The sequence below is a fragment of the Bradyrhizobium sp. JR4.3 genome, from assembly GCF_040547695.1.
GTDB classification, from domain to species: Bacteria; Pseudomonadota; Alphaproteobacteria; order Rhizobiales; family Xanthobacteraceae; genus Bradyrhizobium; species Bradyrhizobium canariense.
The window spans coordinates 58,517-73,310 of sequence record NZ_JBEPQF010000020.1 but is presented as its reverse complement, the minus strand read 5'-3'; the positions used below and the strand labels follow the sequence as shown (position 1 = coordinate 73,310).

19 protein-coding genes and 1 pseudogene are annotated in these 14,794 nt (G+C 61.6%); 11 read left to right on the top strand and 9 right to left on the bottom strand.

The features are described 5' to 3' along the window. The first annotated feature begins 13 nt into the window (after positions 1-13). The 4 genes from ABIB91_RS27345 (at position 14) to ABIB91_RS27330 (ending at position 2,246) form a co-directional block, all read left to right on the top strand. Complete coding sequence (locus ABIB91_RS27345; protein WP_354168870.1) at positions 14-244, top strand: hypothetical protein; 231 nt, start codon at positions 14-16, stop codon at positions 242-244. Between the two features lie 25 nt (positions 245-269). Beyond that, positions 270-1,142 carry an RNA polymerase sigma factor RpoH gene (gene rpoH, locus ABIB91_RS27340; RefSeq protein ID WP_354168867.1) on the top strand — a complete coding sequence of 291 codons (873 nt, stop codon included), beginning with the start codon at positions 270-272 and terminating at the stop codon, positions 1,140-1,142. Positions 1,143-1,309: 167 nt separating this feature from the next. Beyond that, positions 1,310-1,801, top strand: coding sequence for an Hsp20/alpha crystallin family protein (locus ABIB91_RS27335; protein ID WP_354168864.1), 492 nt, complete (start codon positions 1,310-1,312; stop codon positions 1,799-1,801). Positions 1,802-1,955: 154 nt separating this feature from the next. Next, a complete protein-coding gene (locus ABIB91_RS27330; protein WP_354168861.1) occupies positions 1,956-2,246 on the top strand; it encodes a hypothetical protein in 291 nt (96 codons plus the stop codon). Positions 2,247-2,712: 466 nt separating this feature from the next. Here ABIB91_RS27330 and ABIB91_RS27325 read toward each other — a convergent pair whose 3' ends face one another. From ABIB91_RS27325 to ABIB91_RS27310, 4 genes are all read right to left on the bottom strand, one after another. Continuing rightward, positions 2,713-2,946 (bottom strand): hypothetical protein, encoded by a 234-nt coding sequence (locus ABIB91_RS27325; RefSeq protein WP_354168858.1) that lies wholly within the window; start codon positions 2,944-2,946, stop codon positions 2,713-2,715. Between the two features lie 406 nt (positions 2,947-3,352). Further along, a complete protein-coding gene (locus ABIB91_RS27320; protein WP_256379163.1) occupies positions 3,353-3,481 on the bottom strand; it encodes a hypothetical protein in 129 nt (42 codons plus the stop codon). Between the two features lie 107 nt (positions 3,482-3,588). Then, the gene (locus ABIB91_RS27315) at positions 3,589-3,822 is read right to left on the bottom strand and encodes a hypothetical protein (RefSeq protein WP_354168855.1); all 234 of its coding nucleotides are present in this window, start codon (positions 3,820-3,822) and stop codon (positions 3,589-3,591) included. A 100-nt stretch (positions 3,823-3,922) separates the two neighbouring features. Further along, entirely contained in the window at positions 3,923-5,563 is a 1,641-nt protein-coding gene (locus ABIB91_RS27310) for an amidohydrolase (protein WP_354168852.1), read from the bottom strand. A gap of 189 nt (positions 5,564-5,752) precedes the next feature. Between ABIB91_RS27310 and ABIB91_RS27305 the strand changes: the two are divergent. After that, positions 5,753-6,184: pseudogene (locus tag ABIB91_RS27305) on the top strand (3-carboxy-cis,cis-muconate cycloisomerase); the annotation flags it as partial. Here the strand turns inward: ABIB91_RS27305 and ABIB91_RS27300 are convergent. Continuing rightward, on the bottom strand, positions 6,177-7,160 hold the full coding sequence (locus tag ABIB91_RS27300) for a LysR family transcriptional regulator (RefSeq protein WP_354168849.1): 984 nt from the start codon (positions 7,158-7,160) through the stop codon (positions 6,177-6,179). The pseudogene ABIB91_RS27305 and the gene ABIB91_RS27300 sit on opposite strands and share 8 nt — an antisense overlap. Positions 7,161-7,689: 529 nt before the next feature. Here ABIB91_RS27300 and ABIB91_RS27295 point away from each other — a divergent pair. Genes ABIB91_RS27295 through ABIB91_RS27285 form a run of 3 tightly spaced genes read left to right on the top strand, consistent with a single transcriptional unit; the run spans position 7,690 to position 10,183 of the window. Continuing rightward, complete coding sequence (locus tag ABIB91_RS27295; protein WP_354168846.1) at positions 7,690-8,904, top strand: ABC transporter substrate-binding protein; 1,215 nt, start codon at positions 7,690-7,692, stop codon at positions 8,902-8,904. Then, complete coding sequence (locus ABIB91_RS27290; protein ID WP_354168843.1) at positions 8,880-9,620, top strand: nitroreductase; 741 nt, start codon at positions 8,880-8,882, stop codon at positions 9,618-9,620. The genes ABIB91_RS27295 and ABIB91_RS27290 overlap by 25 nt, the downstream gene beginning before the upstream one ends. 23 nt (positions 9,621-9,643) lie before the next feature. After that, a complete protein-coding gene (locus ABIB91_RS27285; RefSeq protein ID WP_354168840.1) occupies positions 9,644-10,183 on the top strand; it encodes a 4-hydroxylaminobenzoate lyase in 540 nt (179 codons plus the stop codon). Between the two features lie 632 nt (positions 10,184-10,815). Here the strand turns inward: ABIB91_RS27285 and ABIB91_RS27280 are convergent. From ABIB91_RS27280 to ABIB91_RS27270, 3 genes are all read right to left on the bottom strand, one after another. Next, positions 10,816-11,355, bottom strand: a complete 540-nt coding sequence (locus ABIB91_RS27280; RefSeq protein ID WP_354168838.1) for a PepSY domain-containing protein — start codon at positions 11,353-11,355, stop codon at positions 10,816-10,818. A 712-nt stretch (positions 11,356-12,067) separates the two neighbouring features. Continuing rightward, a complete protein-coding gene (locus ABIB91_RS27275) occupies positions 12,068-12,286 on the bottom strand; it encodes a hypothetical protein (RefSeq protein ID WP_183259300.1) in 219 nt (72 codons plus the stop codon). Position 12,287: 1 nt separating this feature from the next. After that, positions 12,288-12,542 carry a hypothetical protein gene (locus ABIB91_RS27270; protein WP_183259299.1) on the bottom strand — a complete coding sequence of 85 codons (255 nt, stop codon included), beginning with the start codon at positions 12,540-12,542 and terminating at the stop codon, positions 12,288-12,290. Positions 12,543-12,723: 181 nt separating this feature from the next. Here ABIB91_RS27270 and ABIB91_RS27265 point away from each other — a divergent pair, with 181 nt between their 5' ends. The 3 genes from ABIB91_RS27265 to ABIB91_RS27255 all read left to right on the top strand — a co-directional run bounded on the left by ABIB91_RS27265 (position 12,724) and on the right by ABIB91_RS27255 (position 14,100). Then, positions 12,724-12,999, top strand: coding sequence for a hypothetical protein (locus ABIB91_RS27265; protein ID WP_473405622.1), 276 nt, complete (start codon positions 12,724-12,726; stop codon positions 12,997-12,999). 4 nt (positions 13,000-13,003) lie between these two features. Continuing rightward, positions 13,004-13,441 carry a hypothetical protein gene (locus ABIB91_RS27260; RefSeq protein ID WP_245289054.1) on the top strand — a complete coding sequence of 146 codons (438 nt, stop codon included), beginning with the start codon at positions 13,004-13,006 and terminating at the stop codon, positions 13,439-13,441. A gap of 62 nt (positions 13,442-13,503) precedes the next feature. Continuing rightward, positions 13,504-14,100 carry a TetR/AcrR family transcriptional regulator gene (locus tag ABIB91_RS27255; protein WP_354168835.1) on the top strand — a complete coding sequence of 199 codons (597 nt, stop codon included), beginning with the start codon at positions 13,504-13,506 and terminating at the stop codon, positions 14,098-14,100. Between the two features lie 19 nt (positions 14,101-14,119). Here the strand turns inward: ABIB91_RS27255 and ABIB91_RS27250 are convergent, their stop codons facing one another. Next, positions 14,120-14,782, bottom strand: coding sequence for a TetR/AcrR family transcriptional regulator (locus ABIB91_RS27250; RefSeq protein WP_354126279.1), 663 nt, complete (start codon positions 14,780-14,782; stop codon positions 14,120-14,122). Between the last annotated feature and the right edge of the window lie 12 nt (positions 14,783-14,794).

The following is a 14,794-nucleotide window of genomic DNA, read 5'->3' as shown; positions in this document are numbered from 1 at the left end:
TCGCGGATAGCCAATGGCAATGGCTGCCGATCTTCGACATCGATACACGTTTCGAACGCGCATGGATGATGACAGCGATCTGGTGCTCGGCATGTTGGCCCTGGCCGTCGCTGCCCTCCTATTGGTGGCGGGCGAGCTCTATCTCGTGACGCGGCCGGAGCCGCCGCAAACCCACGCGCCGGCCCGACCGGTCGTAACGTCGTCGGCCGAAACCTTTTTTTGTCATGTCGATTTTGCAGCGTAAGCAGACAAACTCGAAGAGGTGGGCAATGGGAAGCACTGCAACTGTTCCGATGCTGTCGCCTGAGGGCGGATTGGCACATTACCTGGCGGAAATTCGCAAGTTTCCGATGCTGCGGCCCGACCAGGAAATCGCCTATGCCAAGCGATGGCGCGAGCACGGCGACCGCGAGGCAGCCTATCATCTCGTCACAAGCCATCTGCGGCTCGTTGCCAGGATTGCGATGGGATATCGCGGCTACGGCCTGCCGGTTGCGGACATCATTTCCGAAGAAAACGTCGGCCTGATGCACGCCGTCAAGCGCTTCGAGCCGGAGCGCGGCTTTCGGCTTGCGACCTACGCGATGTGGTGGATCAAGGCGTCGATCCAGGAATACATCCTGCGGTCCTGGTCGCTGGTCAAGATCGCCAACAGCGGGGCGCAGAAGAAGCTGTTCTTCAAGCTTCGCAGGACCAAGGCGGAAATCTCCGCCCTGGAGGATGGTGATCTCCGCCCCGAGCACGCCAGCCAGATCGCGCGGCGGCTCGGCGTGCAGGAGAACGACGTGATCGAGATGAACCGGCGCCTCGGCGGCGACCTGTCGCTCAACGCTTTGGTGCGCGACGCCGACGGCGGCGAAGTCCAGGACTGGCTCGTCGACCCCGCATCCAGTCCTGAAGCCGAATACGCCGAGCAGGAAGAAACCAGACGGAGGCGTGACGCCCTCGCCGGCGCGCTGGCCGTCCTCAAGCCGCGCGAGCGCGACATTCTCGAGGCGCGCTGGCTCTCCGAGCCGCCGCTGAGACTTGAGCAGCTCGCGGCACGGTATGGCGTTTCACGCGAGCGGGTGCGGCAGATCGAAATGCGCGCGTTCGAAAAGGTTCGCGCTGCCATCGGGGGGCGCTTGGCAGCCGGCTCTTGAAACCAAATCGCCGCCTCCTAATTCTTTTGGCAGCCCCGACCGAAACATCGAGCACAAGCAGATGCCTGACGAGTTGATCGTCCGGGCTTTGTAGCGCGTGCGTGGCTCTCGCCGCGCGCTGAGCTGCGCCAATCGACAACCAAGACAGGAGATAAGGAGAAACGACAATGGCACTACGTGATCTCATTCCGTGGAACAACGGCTCACGCAACATGGCCGCTCAGCGCGGCGAAGCCGGCAATCCGCTGCTTGCGCTTCACCGCGAGATGAACCGGCTGTTCGACGACGCTTTCCGCAGCTTTGATCTCGGCCCGTTCGGTTCCTCGACCGCAATGGGCTGGCCGAACGTCGAACTCGACGAGAGCGACAAGGAGGTCAAGGTCGTCGCCGAGCTTCCCGGTCTCGAACAGAAGGACGTCAACGTCGAGCTTGCAAACGGCGTGCTGACGATCAGTGGCGAGAAGAAGAGCGAAACGGAAGACAAGGAACGTCTCTTCAGCGAGCGCTACTATGGCCGTTTCGAGCGGCGCATTCCGGTCGATGACGTCGACCAGGACAAGGTCGCGGCTTCCTTCAACAACGGTGTCCTCACCGTCACCCTGCCGAAGTCACCGGCGGCACAACAGAAGGTGAAGCGCATCGCGATCAACAGCAAGTAAGCATGGCCGCGGGCGGGAGCCACCGCTCTCGCCCGCGCGCGGCCGGCGTCTGCATTCGCGTCGATCAGTTGCCTGCAAAATTTTCCGGAACGCTCGGAAACTTCAATTCCGGTCTGGCGTTTTGCGGTCGGTTTCCAAGTTCTGGGAGTCGCACATGAAGAAACTTGCTTTAGTCCTCACGTTGATCTCGGCCCTGTTCGTGACGGCGGCTTCGCCGGCGGAAGCCCATGCTTGGCGCGGCGGCTGGCACGGCCATTGGGGAGGCCCGGGTATCGGCTTCGGTCTTGTTGCCGGTGCGCTTGCGGCGGGGCTCGCGGCCGATGCCTATTATGGCCCGCGCTACTATGGCCCGCCCTACGGCTACTATGGACCGCGCGTCGTGCGGCGGGCCTACTATGTGCCTTACGCCTACGCTCCGCCGCCCTATTGGGATCCCTGGTGGTGACGAGACAAGGCCCGGACCATCGTCCGGGCCTTTAGCGTGAGGGCAATCGGTCAATCGCAGCGCGCCTATTTGCGTTCGCTCCGGTGGAGCCGGACCCCGGCATGGCCTGCTGGCCTCCTTGCGTTTGCCTTGTGTCGTTGTCGCCTGGCCGCGTCGTCGACGATTTGGCCGGTGCGTTCGCGCCGCCGCCATTGTTGTCCGATGACGTGTTGAGGCTGGAGGCTCCCGCTCCCGTCGCGCCGCCGGTGCCAGAGGAGTCGATGCTCGACCCGGTCCTGGACGCACCCGCGCCGCCTTGCGCGAATGCGGCAGGGGGGAATGCGAGAGCCGCAACGAGCCCTCCGAGAACAAGCGCTTTCATGTCCGCTCCTTTTGCTTGACGTCTTCACATGCCGTGCCGAGGCAAAGATCTCGTCACGCACCTGTTCCTGCGCGGGCGCGGAAATCCGCACCAGCGACGATTAAGTCATCCCGGACTCATCGCGCGCGAGGCGATTATTTCCTGCGCTTGCGGCGTCAGCTCATAGTGGTCGCCGGCTTTCACCAGCCAGCCCGCCTCGATCATGCGTCGCGTCATGCCTGCGCTGCACAGCGGGTGGCTGCCGCCGGGATGAAACAGCGCGCCCTCGCGTTCGATCAGGTAGCCGTAGAGCCGCGCCTGTCGAAGCGGGTTTTGCATCCCTGGTGTGGGCGCCTCCATGGTCTTTCGCGCAGTGCTCCATGATGGGCTGAGATGACCGGCCGATCCCCGTCAGGCGGCCCCGGCCTGTGGCCCGGGGGCGGGGCTTCGAGCCGAGGCCGCCATTGCCGGAATCGCAAGGACCGGCGCGGCCCAATACGCAACGGGCCCAAGTCGTTCCTACAAAGTCGTTCCTACAAAGTCGTTCCTGCAAACCTGATGTCCCGGTCCTTACGCCTTGCGCGTCGGTTTGGTCATCTGCACCTCCCTGAAAAGACCGCAACGCGCCTTGCCGCAGGAAGTGCCAATCGAGGTTGGAGCGAGGCGGCTGATCGGGGCGAACATCAGGTTGGTGTTCGCGCTGGACTGAAGGTTTGCGCAGTTTGACTGCCTCCACCTCGGCATCGGAGAGGCCGGCAGCCCAACATCACCGCACGCCCGTGCCTTTGCAGCGCTGGCACTTCACCACCTTGTCGCCCTTCTTGAGCAGGCCTTTGCCCTCACAGTTCTTGCATTTCTGCTTCTTCTTGATGTTCGGGCCTTTTTCACTGGCCATGGATGGCTCCTGCCGCGGAAGGGGGGACGGGCGCCTTGTATAGGATATTGAACCCGCGAAAGCGGCAGAAATCATCAAAAGTGCTGTGCCGTAATCCCGGCGTTCGATCAGGGACGTCCGCGAATACTCGCGCTGGACGGGCTGCCGACCGTCTGGATCGGCTCACCGGCCGCGCGGTCCAGCGGTGGGTGCGGCCTGGCGAGGCCGACTGTTCCGGGAGCTGCGTCGTTGCTGACCGCAGGCATGTTGACGCGCTCCATCGTGATCGCAGATGCAACCACGACGACAACGGCGAGGGCGATAGCACTCAAAACCAGGGTCATCCGATTCTGGTCTTCCATCGTGAGACCTCCGCGAAACGGCTCGCGGGGATAATGCCGGATCGGCGATTTAGTTGCTCTCGCCCGGTTCAGGCTGCGCCGCACACCAGGTCTCCAGCTCCTATTTCGCGCTCGCGAAAGCATCCGCTGCGTAGACGACCTTGCCGCCCACGACCGTCAGCAGAGACGCCGTGGCGCCAATTTGCTCGACGGGGACGGACATGAAATCCCGATCGAGAATCGCGAAGTCGGCGAGCTTGCCGGTCTCTAACGTGCCGCGCCGCGTCTCGTCGAAGCAGAACCACGCGCTTCCCACCGTGTAGAGGCGCAAGGCATCTTCGCGGCTGGGTGTTTCGTCCGGGCCGCGCGTCGACAGTCCGCCGACGGTCTTGCCGTCGAGCATCCATTGCAGCGCCACGAACGGATTGTAGGATGCGACCCGATGCGCATCCGTGCCGGCCCCGACATGGACCCCCATGCGCAACGCCGTGACGAGGGGTGGCATGCTGCGCGCGGCTTCGCCGACCTGCGCCACGATACGGTCGCCTCCGAGATACATCGCGTCCTGCATGGTCCAGCCGACCCCAAGGGCTTTCATGCGCGTCAGTGTTTCAGGCGAGGTGTTGTCGAGATGGGCGATGGACCAGCGCAGGGGCGCGAGCGGCGTCTCCTTGTTGACCTCATCATAGAGGTCCAGGAGGTGATGGACGGATTTGTCTTCCTGCCAGTGGATGGTGACGGTCAGCCCTTGTTTGGCCGCCCAGCGAATGATCTCGCGGAACTTGTCCTTGGCGGCCGCGTCGGGCGCATTGTTGTTGTACATGGCGCCGGTGATCCGCTCGCCTAGTCCGTTGAACCGCAGCATGTCGTCGCCGAATCCCATCGGCAGGAACGGCGTGAGGGACTTGTACTCCTCGAATTCCGCGCCGACATTCTGGGCGAACAGACTGTAGGCAACCCGCACCGAGAGTGATTTCTCACGCCAGAGCTTTTGCAAGGCGGCGTAATGGCTGGGATAAATGCTGAAGCCGCCGGGATCCACGATCCCGGTCACGCCGAGACGATTGAGCTCCGTGAAGAACTGCCGGGTCCCGGCGCCATTCTCCTCGAGATTCGGCCTCGGCAGCCGATCGAACAGCGCGGAGATACTGACAATGGAGCCGTTGAGCCAGCCCGTGGCGTCGCCCGATGCGGCTGTGATACCGGTCGGCAACTGATCCGCGGACATCCCGAGGGCTTGTTGCGCCTTTGGCGTCATCAGCACCGCCGAATAGAACAGCTGGATGTAAGCCGGATTGTCGGGAACGGCCGACATCACCTCGGCGAGCGTTGGCCGCCGCTTCTCAGTAAACTGCAATTCGCTCCAGCCGCCGGCCACGATGATCCAGGATGCCGGGCGCGCTGTTGCCGCCTGGCGCAAGCGTTCCATGGCCTCAGGGATAGTCTTTGCGCCGATCCAGTTGACCTCGGTTGCGTAGGTGAGGCCGGCGCGCACGGCGTGAATATGGGAGTCGATCAATCCCGGAATGATCGTGCGTCCCCCTGCGTCGACACGGCGGGTCGCGGGCCCGATCAGGCCTTCCATGGCGTCGTTGCCGCCAATTGCAATGATCTTGCCGTCGCGGACTGCGAGAGCCTGCGCGATCGTCGATGCGGGATCCAGCGTCACGAGCTTTGCGTTCGTGACAACGAGGTCGGCCTTTTGTGCGTAAGCCAAACTGGCCCAGCACGAGATCACCAAAATCGTCAGAAGCTTTCGCATCATCAGTCCCGACATGAGAGAGGCCGAAGCGGCGCCGCACATCCGCCGCTGGATGCGCTCGCGGAGATCGCGTGTCGCAACAGGGAGTGTCGCGATCCTGGCTATGTCTGGCACCAACAAAATGAGCCGGTCCACCGGAAAATTCGGTGACGGCTCAAGCGATTGATTTTACAGCCCCGCCTTCGCCCGGAGTCCTTTGAGCCGTCAGGCCAGGGGCGGGGCGGCTCTTCCGACGATGCCGCATAAACGCAATCCCGTGGCGGCCGCGAGCGCACTGGCGGCGGCCACGATGGCTCCGAACCTGGCTGCGACGATTTTCGCCGCTCAAGTCCAGGAGCACGAACGGAGCGCCGGAGCCTGGCACGCGGAATGGCCAACCCTGCCGCCGCTTCTCGCCGTCACGTCGGGGGCGATTGCCGCCGTAGTCGACATCGCGCTCGCAAATACGCGGCCGCCGCAAAGCTTCATTTGCGCAGCGTGCTGGCGAGCGATCCGAAAGTGACTGCACAGCTCGATCCGGACCGGATCGCGGAGCTTTTCGAGCCTGGCACCTATCAAGGAGTCTCTCAGGCCATGATCGACCGCTTGCTCGCGTCCCTCGAAGGCCGCTGCATCACGTAACGGCGACGGCGCGGAGGTGTTCCGTTGCCCGTCTCATGACTTCATGCAGCCACTCTTGCGATGCGTCGCCTTCATGGCGCTCGTGCCAGAGTGTCCGGACTTCGAGGCGTGTCGTCGGATATGGAAGCTCGTGAATTGAGATCGGGTTGGTAAGGGCAAAGGAGTTGGCCAGAGGCCGCGGGACGATGGCGGAAAGCCCCGAACCATCCAGAAAAGCCGGGAGTGCGAGAAAGTGGGGGAGGGAGACGGCAATCCTCGGCACCCGTTCTGACGCGGTCATCGCCCGTTCGAACGAGGCTCGGTCGTACATTTCGGATCTACGCGCCAGGCCGCGTTCCGAGATAAATCCGTCAATGGCTCCCTCCGGTTCGCCTCCAAACGAGACGACAACGATGGGCAGCTCGGAAAGTGTCTCGGTGGTGAGCTGGCCGAGGTGCTGCGATGAATGCGTGACAAGGACGTCGTCGTATTCGAACAGGAAACCCGACTTGAACCGCGAGGGGACGGCGGAGAAGGTACCGACAGCAGCGTCAATCCTGCCGAGATCAATCTGCTCCGCGAGATCGATCCGTGTGACCGGCTTGATCACGATATCGACGTGTGGCGCGTCGGTTCTCAAGATGTGGAGAAGGCGGGGAGCGACAACCATCGTGGTGAAGTCGTTTGCTGCGATCGTCAATTTCTTGGTCGATGTCTCCGGGTCGAACTTGGGTAGCTCGATCGCCTGTTCGAGGGATTTCAGCGCTTCCCGGACCAGCGGCGCCATAGCCACCGCCCTGGCGGTTGGTTGCATGCCTGTCGCCGTGCGGACGAACAGCTCATCGTCCAACATTTCTCGCAGGCGCGCGAGCGAATGGCTCACGGCGGACTGGCTCAGGCAGACCTTCTGACTGGCCCGCAGAACGCTACGTTCCTCCATCACGGCGTCAAAGACGCGAAGCAGATTCAAGTCCAGTGTATTGAAGGAACCCATCATGTCCGAACCGTGCCAAGGGCAGCGGACGGCACCGCGGGCCCTGAAGATGCTTTCATCGAAAATCGGCCATTTCCGAACCGAAATAGTTGGTTCGATATTCGTTCGCCCGTGACGGCGAGCGTAACCATCCTTGCTAGACCGGAATGTAAAGGTTTCCAAGTGTCATTGAGCGGGGTCCTGAGGGCTTCTATGTTGCGAAGAGGTGGCCGCGATGCGCTTGCCGGTAACATGTAAGCGCATTTCATCTCTTGGCTCGGGAAGACCTAACGGGGCACAGGAAAGGTGCCGCCGCGACCTGCAGGGGGAGACCGAAACCGCCGGCAGATTTCGGAATGGCACCGGTGTCGTTTTGACGCCGCGGGACCGAACAAACGCACTGACCGGGCTTTTTGGCTGCTTTTGCCTGAATCAGCAGGGTATCGGCTGGGTTTCGTCCAACTGAATGAGGCGCATTTTCACCCTGAAGTACTTTCACTTCCGCTGTTCGTCACTCTGCTCAATATCGCAATACTGGCAAACGGAGGGAATCATGGTTGGCGGAAAGCGACTAGGGGCGACGATTTTGTGCCTCGTGGCGGTTGTCGGTTTGAATCGGGCGAACGCTCAGGCGACAGGTCCCTTGAAGCTCGGCGTGTTGACGGACATGTCGTCGCTCTACGCGGATAATGGAGGCCCTGGCTCCGTCGTAGCGGCTCAGATGGCGATCGATGATTTCGGTGGTAGCGTTCTCGGCAGGAAGATCGAACTCATTGCCGCGGACCACCAGAACAAGGCCGACGTCGGCGGCGTGATCGCGCGCCGCTGGATTGAAAATGAAAATATTGAAGCAATATTGGATGTGCCTAATTCGGCCGTTGCGCTCGCGGTCCAGGGTATCACCCGTGAGAAGAAGAAACCGTTTCTCGCTACCGGCGCAGCCACCTCGCGTTTGACCGGGGATGAATGCTCGCAAACCGGGATCCATTGGACCTACGACACCTATGCGCTTTCGCAAGGAACCACCAAGGCGGTCTCCAAGCTAGGTGTGAAGTCGTGGTTTTTTCTGTCGGCCGATTACTCGTTGGGCGCGCAACTTGAGGCCGACAGTCGCAAGGTCATCGATGCGGAGGGGGGCAAGGTCGTCGGCTCTGTGAAGCATCCGATTAATACGCCGGATTTTTCGTCCTTCCTCTTGCAGGCTCAATCGTCGAAGGCTGAAGCGATCGCGCTGGCCGATGCGGGTGGCGACTTCATCAACGTCGTCAAGCAGGCCGGTGAATTCGGTGTGACTAGGACTCAGAAGCTGGTGGGTCTTCTAGTGTTCATCGCAGACATCAACAGTCTCGGGTTGCCGAGTGCCCAGGGGTTGATACTGAGCTCGGCGTTCTATTGGGATCTCAATGACGATACGCGCGCCTGGTCGAAGCGCTTCATCGACAAGACCAACAAAGTTCCGACGATGATTCATGCCGGTACCTACGGCGCCGTTATGCATTACCTCAAGGCAGTGGCGGCCGTTAGTTCGGTTGACGGTCCGACGATTGCTTCGAAAATGCGCGAGACTCCCGTCAACGATTTCATGACCAAGAACGGCAAGATCCGAGAGGATGGCCGCCTGGTCAGAGACATGTATCTCTTCAGGGTTAAGAAGCCCGAGGAATCCAAGTACAGGTTCGACTATTATCAGCTTCTGGCAACAATACCGGGCAATGAAGCTTTCAAACCTCAGGAGCAGGGTGGATGTCCTCTGGTAAGCAAGAAGTAGTCGCCAAGGCCTCCCCGCAGCGCGGCAGCGAAGGGCGGGAGCCTGTCGACAGGATCATAACGGGTCGCTTCGCCAATCGGTCCTTTACGAGCCGAGCGGTCCCAAAGCAGACGATCGAAGACATTCTCAACGTCGCCAGATTCGCGCCGAGCGGAGCCAATATCCAACCTTGGAATGTTTACGTCCTCGGTGGGAACAAGAAGGAAGAGATCTCGCGGGCGCTACTTGAAGCCCACGAGAATGCCAGGGATCAACATAAGTCCGAGTACCAGTACTACGCCACGGAGCTGCCTGAGCCTTATCTGTCGCGGCGCAATCAGTTTGGTCGTCTCTTCTATGGATCGCTCGGAATCGAGCAGGCGGACTTGGTGGCTCGTGCAGGTCAAACCTCGAAGAACTATGGGTTCTTCGGCGCACCGGTTGGGCTGATCGTCACCATCGATAGGCGGCTGCAAGTCGGAAGTTGGCTCGACCTGGGAATGTTCGTCCAAAATGTAATGATCGCAGCGGGCGCACGGGGCCTTCAGTCTTGCCCGCAAGAGACGTTCTCGAAGTATCACATTGTGCTTAGGGAATTTCTTCCGATCCCTGCCGAGCAAATGGTCGTCTGCGGCGTTTCAATCGGCTTTGCGGAAGAGGAGTTGGTGAGTTCAGGCAGATTGATGCCAAGAGCCGCTGTGAGCGAATTCACAAGGTTTATCGGCTTCGAAGACTGACCACGAGCGAAAGGATAGGATCGATGGGACACCGGGAAGACTTAATTCAACGCAGTATTCCATTTCTTCAGGAGGTCAAGGACATGACCCCGGGCGCAGACATGGAGAAGTGGCTGAACAAGAAGTACGGTGAAAACAGCGAGCTCTATAAGGACCTCGCCAGGCTGATAAAGCTCGGCGTGAAGGAAGGGTGGGCTGCCAATCAGGAAGTGGATGGACCCAACTACCGGCGCAGCAGGATACTGGAGCCATCGCCTGAGAGCTTCCATTTCAGCATCACGGCCGTCTACATGGACAGCAAGGACCCTAAACGATTCAAGGACGAGCACGACGACGACGTACTGCGCGGCCAGTATCATGGCCACCCCTATGGAGAGCTGAATGTAGTCATTCCGATCGATGAGGGCGCAGAGCTCAAAGGCTTGCAGGGCTGGCAAGGACCGGGTTGGACCGCGCCGGATCCTGGAAGCCGGCATTATCCCGAGGTAAGAGGGGGAGCCGTGATTGCCCTGTTCTACCTGCCGGCGGGCCGCATCTCGTACGATTTCGAAGCGCCGAAGTAATTGTTGCCGGCCGCTGGTTTGCAGATTGCTTGAGGTGACCTGTAGCCGGGCTACCCTGAAATTTTAATAATGACAACCCAAGTGAGAAACATGACATTCGTCTACCCGCGCGAAAGTACCGAGGAAAGCTTCGCCCCGCACTGACGGAGAACCCAACGCAGGAATTGGCAGACAGTTGTTCAGTCGGCAGCAGTTTTCGTTGCTGGCGATCGGGTGAGCAAACCTGCAAGCGCACCGTCACGCACGGCCCGCTTGTCGTAGGTGCCATTGAGATGACTTGGTTATTTGCGTCGAGATCGTTCCTGATCCCGTTGGAATTTCTGACGGCGTAATCGACAGGTCATCACTTGTGGGGCCACTTTGAAAACGACTCGGCTATCCCTTTGATACTCCACGACCCCACATTTTGAAAACGACTCGGTTTTGACTTTAAGAACGACTCGATCCCCCCGGTTTTCGCTTTGAAAACGACTCGATCGCGTAAGCTATTCAGTACGCTGCGGGAATCGACACCTTTTTTTTGTGCGAGCCGGCCGCTTTGTGGGGACGCAGGCCACGCACCTCGGCACTCGCACCGGCCCCGGCGCGGTAGATGCACTGTCGATCGCGGTGCATACCACCGCTGCAGCGGCCTAGCGGTGCGTCGACTCGCGACGCCCGACCTTGGGCGGCTCGAGCAGCACTTCCTTCAAGCGGTCGCCGGCAGCGACGACGACAACGAAATTGAGCTTGCCGTCCTGCTTCATCAGTCCGCCAGCGAGCGCTTTTCCCTCCGCCGCTTTCTCCGCGACCCGCACCGCATCCGACAGCTCCTGCTTGATCCATTTCAGGGCGACGACGTTGGCGAGGTCTTCTCGATCGAGCTCCTTCAATGACGATGCAACCTCGCGCTGCGACACGCTCCCGGTGCTCGCATCTATCACGTTCTCGTAGATATGCTCGTTCTTGACCGTGCGCACGCGGTAGACGGGTGGACCGGATATCTCGAAGTTGACGTCAGCGGTTCTTGAGCCGTCGTGCAGGCGCTCGGCGATCGTCATCGCCTGATCCAGCGGCACGCGGGTGGCACGGAACTGCTCGAGCACATGGCGCATGGTGGCTTCATCGACATCGTCCAGCGCGGCGGCGCTTTGCCGTGCAGCGTCGGAAGGAGCCGGAGTGATGTCGGCCATCGCTCCCGTCCCGGTCGCGACGGCGGAGCAAAACAGGAGGGCAAGCAACTGTATTTTTGGCATCGGATAAGTCCTATGGTTTTCATTCATGGCTGGGGATTAGTTCGGCGCCCACGCATACCGGCAATGACGGCGCTCGCGGATCGATGAACCGCAAGCACCAGGGCCGTTTGCGAAAGCAGAATGCGGAGCGTGCCGCCGCTTTACGGGATGCGCGCGAGCGAGTTTGCGCTCTCGCGCTCCGATCTCCTCTCGACTGGCGGTTTGGCCTGCGTGGTCGTGAACGTCCGGCTCCGATTGCGCCAGGCTTTGCCGAAGGCGCAGATCAGTCGGCTGCGTCGGAGTTTCGTCGCTACTTTCGAGGTGAGTTTCGGCCAGCCGGGATGGAGCTTCGGCAGCGATGTCATGCTCGGCAGCCCTCGCGTGCAGTTCGAACCCGCTGGTATCGATGACGACCGCCTCCGGTGCCTTGGTGTCGGAGCGGATCCGGATCGGCGGCAGCGCAGAACGCGAGTCCGTGAGTGGACTCGGCGCAGGAGCAGGCAGCGTCCAACCGGCTGCCAGAAGCAGCAAGAGCAGCGCGCCTCCAACCCAGAGAAAATAGCCCCGCAGGGGTAGCTCCGGTTCGACGAGGCCGCTCGCACTTCGTGACAGCATGGATTGCCTGCTCATGGCAGCTCGATCCTGGACATGGCACGAGACCTTCTCATTGTCAGATGCCCCAGGGTCGCGGATGCCGGCGCGCGAGCTGGGCATCGAGATACCCGCGCTCGTCGATCCATTCGACCGGGCAATAGGCCATGGCTTTCGGATCGATCTCGTGCCCGTCCCGCTTGAGGGCTGTGCGCGTGCCCGTGAGGCCGGTCCACACTGGATGGCCGGTGGCCGGATCCGGGTGCATGACGTCGAAGACTTCGATCACGCCGAGCATGTCAGAATTTCCGCCAGGATTGTCGTGGGGTGCAACCGAGCGTCGTCGAAGGCATCCGGAGCCCGGTCGGCTCGCCACATCGCAGCGGCGCGGGCTCCCGGTCGGCAAGCTCGTGAAGCCAGGCGAGTGCCCCGATGGTCACCGTCAGCAGCAGGCTCATGCCCACGAGCGACAAGGCCACCATGAAGTTGAGAGATGCGAGTGCAATTCCGGGCCAGGGATTTTCCCTTGCGAGCGTCAACAGCAGGCTTGACATCGTTCCACCATTAAATAAACTATACCGTATATTTCGCATACCGCATGGGGCGCGAAAGTGTCAAGTGCAGAGACTCACAAGCGCGTGTTCGCGCTGCTCGGCCGCGGGGCTTCGGGTCCTGCGATGCGCGGTCGAATGACTCAACCGGTGAAAGGGATCGGATATGTTTAGGAAGCGAGCGGTGCTCGTCGGTGCGACGTTAATTTCAGTGGCCAGTGCGGCGTTCGCGCAGGAGGACCGCGGCACGGCCGAGCAGAGGGCCGCCTGCGCGCCTGACGCGTTTCGCCTGTGCATCGGCTACATTCCCGACCCCACCGGTGTGGAAGCCTGTCTCCGGCAAAGAAGGTCGGACCTGAGCGAAGCTTGCGGAGCCGTCTTCGACCAGGCAGCCGCCGCCGCAGCCTCGATCAGAACGATGGAAGCGCGCCGGCATCGCGGCGCAAAAGATGAGGAGTGATCGCATGAACACGATCTATTTCCCCGCTTTCGCCGCGTTCGGAGGCTCGGCCTTCGGAGCGATTTCCACGATCGTGACGGGGTGGGCGACCCGCCGTCGGAGGGTACGCGAACGCCATCATGCTCACGCGTTCGTCAAACGTGAAAAGCTGTATCGATGCTTCATCGAGGAGGCGTCCCGGCTCTATGCGGACGCGCTGACCAGCGACAAATCGGAGATTCCGGCACTGGTGAATTTGTATGCGCTGATCGGACGTATGCGGATACTGTCCGACGACGAGGTGGTCCATGCCGCAGAGCGGGCGGGACGGCTGATCATCGAGACCTACCTTGCACCGAATACGTCGTTCGTCGACCTGCCGGGCTTCCTCGAGGAGATGGATCCGCTGCGTGAATTCGGCGAGGCGTGCCGGCGCGAGGTGCAGGCGATTCCGCCGCATTGAGGCCGGAGATGAACCAGACCCAGGCATCCCCGGGCGGATCGCCGTGCCCTCACGAAAGAATCGTGAAGGCCGCCATTCGACTGTACCGGGCCATCGGCTATCGGAAGACGACCGTTGCGGACATCGCCCGCAGCGCCTCGATGTCCCCGGCAAATATCTACCGGTTCTTTCCTTCCCGCCAGGCGGTGGAGGAGGCCGTGGTGGCTGGACTCCTCGGCGAGGTGTGCGCCGGCGCGGGAATCGAGGCCCGCAGTGATGTCTCGGGCGAAGGGCGCCTGGAGGCCGCTTTTTGGACGATCTGCCAGCGGCATGAACATAGGCTGGCGCACGATTCGAGGCTGCACGAACTGGTGGTTGCCGCAGGACAAGCGAATTGGCCGGTCGTCTTATCCTACGGCGAGAGGGTCCGCGGCCTCGTCGGGTCGATCATCGCGGCCGGGCAGGCGAGTGGCGAATTCCGGGCAGGATGCCCGACGGCGCTGGCCCGCTGCACGTGCGAGGCAATGGGTGCATACCTCGATCCGTCGCGCATGAGAACGACGGCTGGTAGGGCGGCCTTCGACGAGATGATGAGCTTCTGCTCGGGCGCGCTCCGCAGCGCCGCGCCGGCGCAGGTCGCCGGCCAGCCGCTGCACTACCGCGCGACGTGCCGGGCCTAGCGGCTGGCGAAGGTGCGGTTCAAGGCGTCCAATCCGCCTCGCACGCCGAGAGGAAAAACCGGACGCGTTCCCGCACGAAAGACGGCAACTCCCGTCGCAGGTCTTTCGGCGTTTCTCCCACCAGTGAACGGAAAAGCATCGGGAGCAGGATCAGATCCAGGAAGATCTGAGCGGTGGCGATGCTGCGCTTGCCCGTGAAGGGTCCTTTTGGCGCGCGCGCGACCTTCTGGGTTGTCTCGTTCAGCAGCTGAGAAATGGCACCCACGGAGCGGTCCCGCGCGGCGTCGTGGACGTTGCGGCTCAGCTCCGGGAAACGCTGCGCTTCCGCGATCGTGGCGCGAACCATCCCCAGCGATTCTTCGATTACCTTCTCCACGATCGCGGTGCCCAGGCTCATGAGCTTGTCCTGCAGGGTGCGGCCCTCGGGCTCGAAGTTTTCGAAATCCGACAGGCCGCTGATGGTCCGGGCCACCACGGCCGCGAACAGCGCCTCCTTGCCCTGGAAATGCGCGTAGATCGTCGGCTTGCTCGCAGGGGCCAGTTCGGAAATGTCGTCGATGCTGGCGCTGCGGTAGCCCTTGTCGAGAAAAAGCTGCTGGGCCGCATCGAGGATCCGGGCCTGGACGTCGCCGGCGAATTCCTTCGCCGGTCGGCCCCGTTTCGGGGTGGTCTTCTTCGTCATCGACGTTCTCCC

Coding starts and splice junctions, on each gene's coding strand:
- ABIB91_RS27270 (WP_183259299.1), bottom strand. CDS start 12,542: ATGTCAAGCCTGCTGTTGACGCTCGCAAGGGAAAATCCCTGGCCCGGA.
- ABIB91_RS27320 (WP_256379163.1), bottom strand. CDS start 3,481: ATGGCCAGTGAAAAAGGCCCGAACATCAAGAAGAAGCAGAAATGCAAG.
- ABIB91_RS27260 (WP_245289054.1), top strand. CDS start 13,004: ATGAACACGATCTATTTCCCCGCTTTCGCCGCGTTCGGAGGCTCGGCC.
- ABIB91_RS27345 (WP_354168870.1), top strand. CDS start 14: ATGGCAATGGCTGCCGATCTTCGACATCGATACACGTTTCGAACGCGC.
- ABIB91_RS27250 (WP_354126279.1), bottom strand. CDS start 14,782: ATGACGAAGAAGACCACCCCGAAACGGGGCCGACCGGCGAAGGAATTC.
- ABIB91_RS27330 (WP_354168861.1), top strand. CDS start 1,956: ATGAAGAAACTTGCTTTAGTCCTCACGTTGATCTCGGCCCTGTTCGTG.
- ABIB91_RS27295 (WP_354168846.1), top strand. CDS start 7,690: ATGGTTGGCGGAAAGCGACTAGGGGCGACGATTTTGTGCCTCGTGGCG.
- ABIB91_RS27310 (WP_354168852.1), bottom strand. CDS start 5,563: ATGCGAAAGCTTCTGACGATTTTGGTGATCTCGTGCTGGGCCAGTTTG.
- ABIB91_RS27285 (WP_354168840.1), top strand. CDS start 9,644: ATGGGACACCGGGAAGACTTAATTCAACGCAGTATTCCATTTCTTCAG.
- ABIB91_RS27335 (WP_354168864.1), top strand. CDS start 1,310: ATGGCACTACGTGATCTCATTCCGTGGAACAACGGCTCACGCAACATG.
- ABIB91_RS27300 (WP_354168849.1), bottom strand. CDS start 7,160: ATGATGGGTTCCTTCAATACACTGGACTTGAATCTGCTTCGCGTCTTT.
- ABIB91_RS27275 (WP_183259300.1), bottom strand. CDS start 12,286: ATGCTCGGCGTGATCGAAGTCTTCGACGTCATGCACCCGGATCCGGCC.
- ABIB91_RS27280 (WP_354168838.1), bottom strand. CDS start 11,355: ATGGCCGACATCACTCCGGCTCCTTCCGACGCTGCACGGCAAAGCGCC.
- ABIB91_RS27315 (WP_354168855.1), bottom strand. CDS start 3,822: ATGGAAGACCAGAATCGGATGACCCTGGTTTTGAGTGCTATCGCCCTC.
- ABIB91_RS27325 (WP_354168858.1), bottom strand. CDS start 2,946: ATGGAGGCGCCCACACCAGGGATGCAAAACCCGCTTCGACAGGCGCGG.
- ABIB91_RS27290 (WP_354168843.1), top strand. CDS start 8,880: ATGTCCTCTGGTAAGCAAGAAGTAGTCGCCAAGGCCTCCCCGCAGCGC.
- rpoH (WP_354168867.1), top strand. CDS start 270: ATGGGAAGCACTGCAACTGTTCCGATGCTGTCGCCTGAGGGCGGATTG.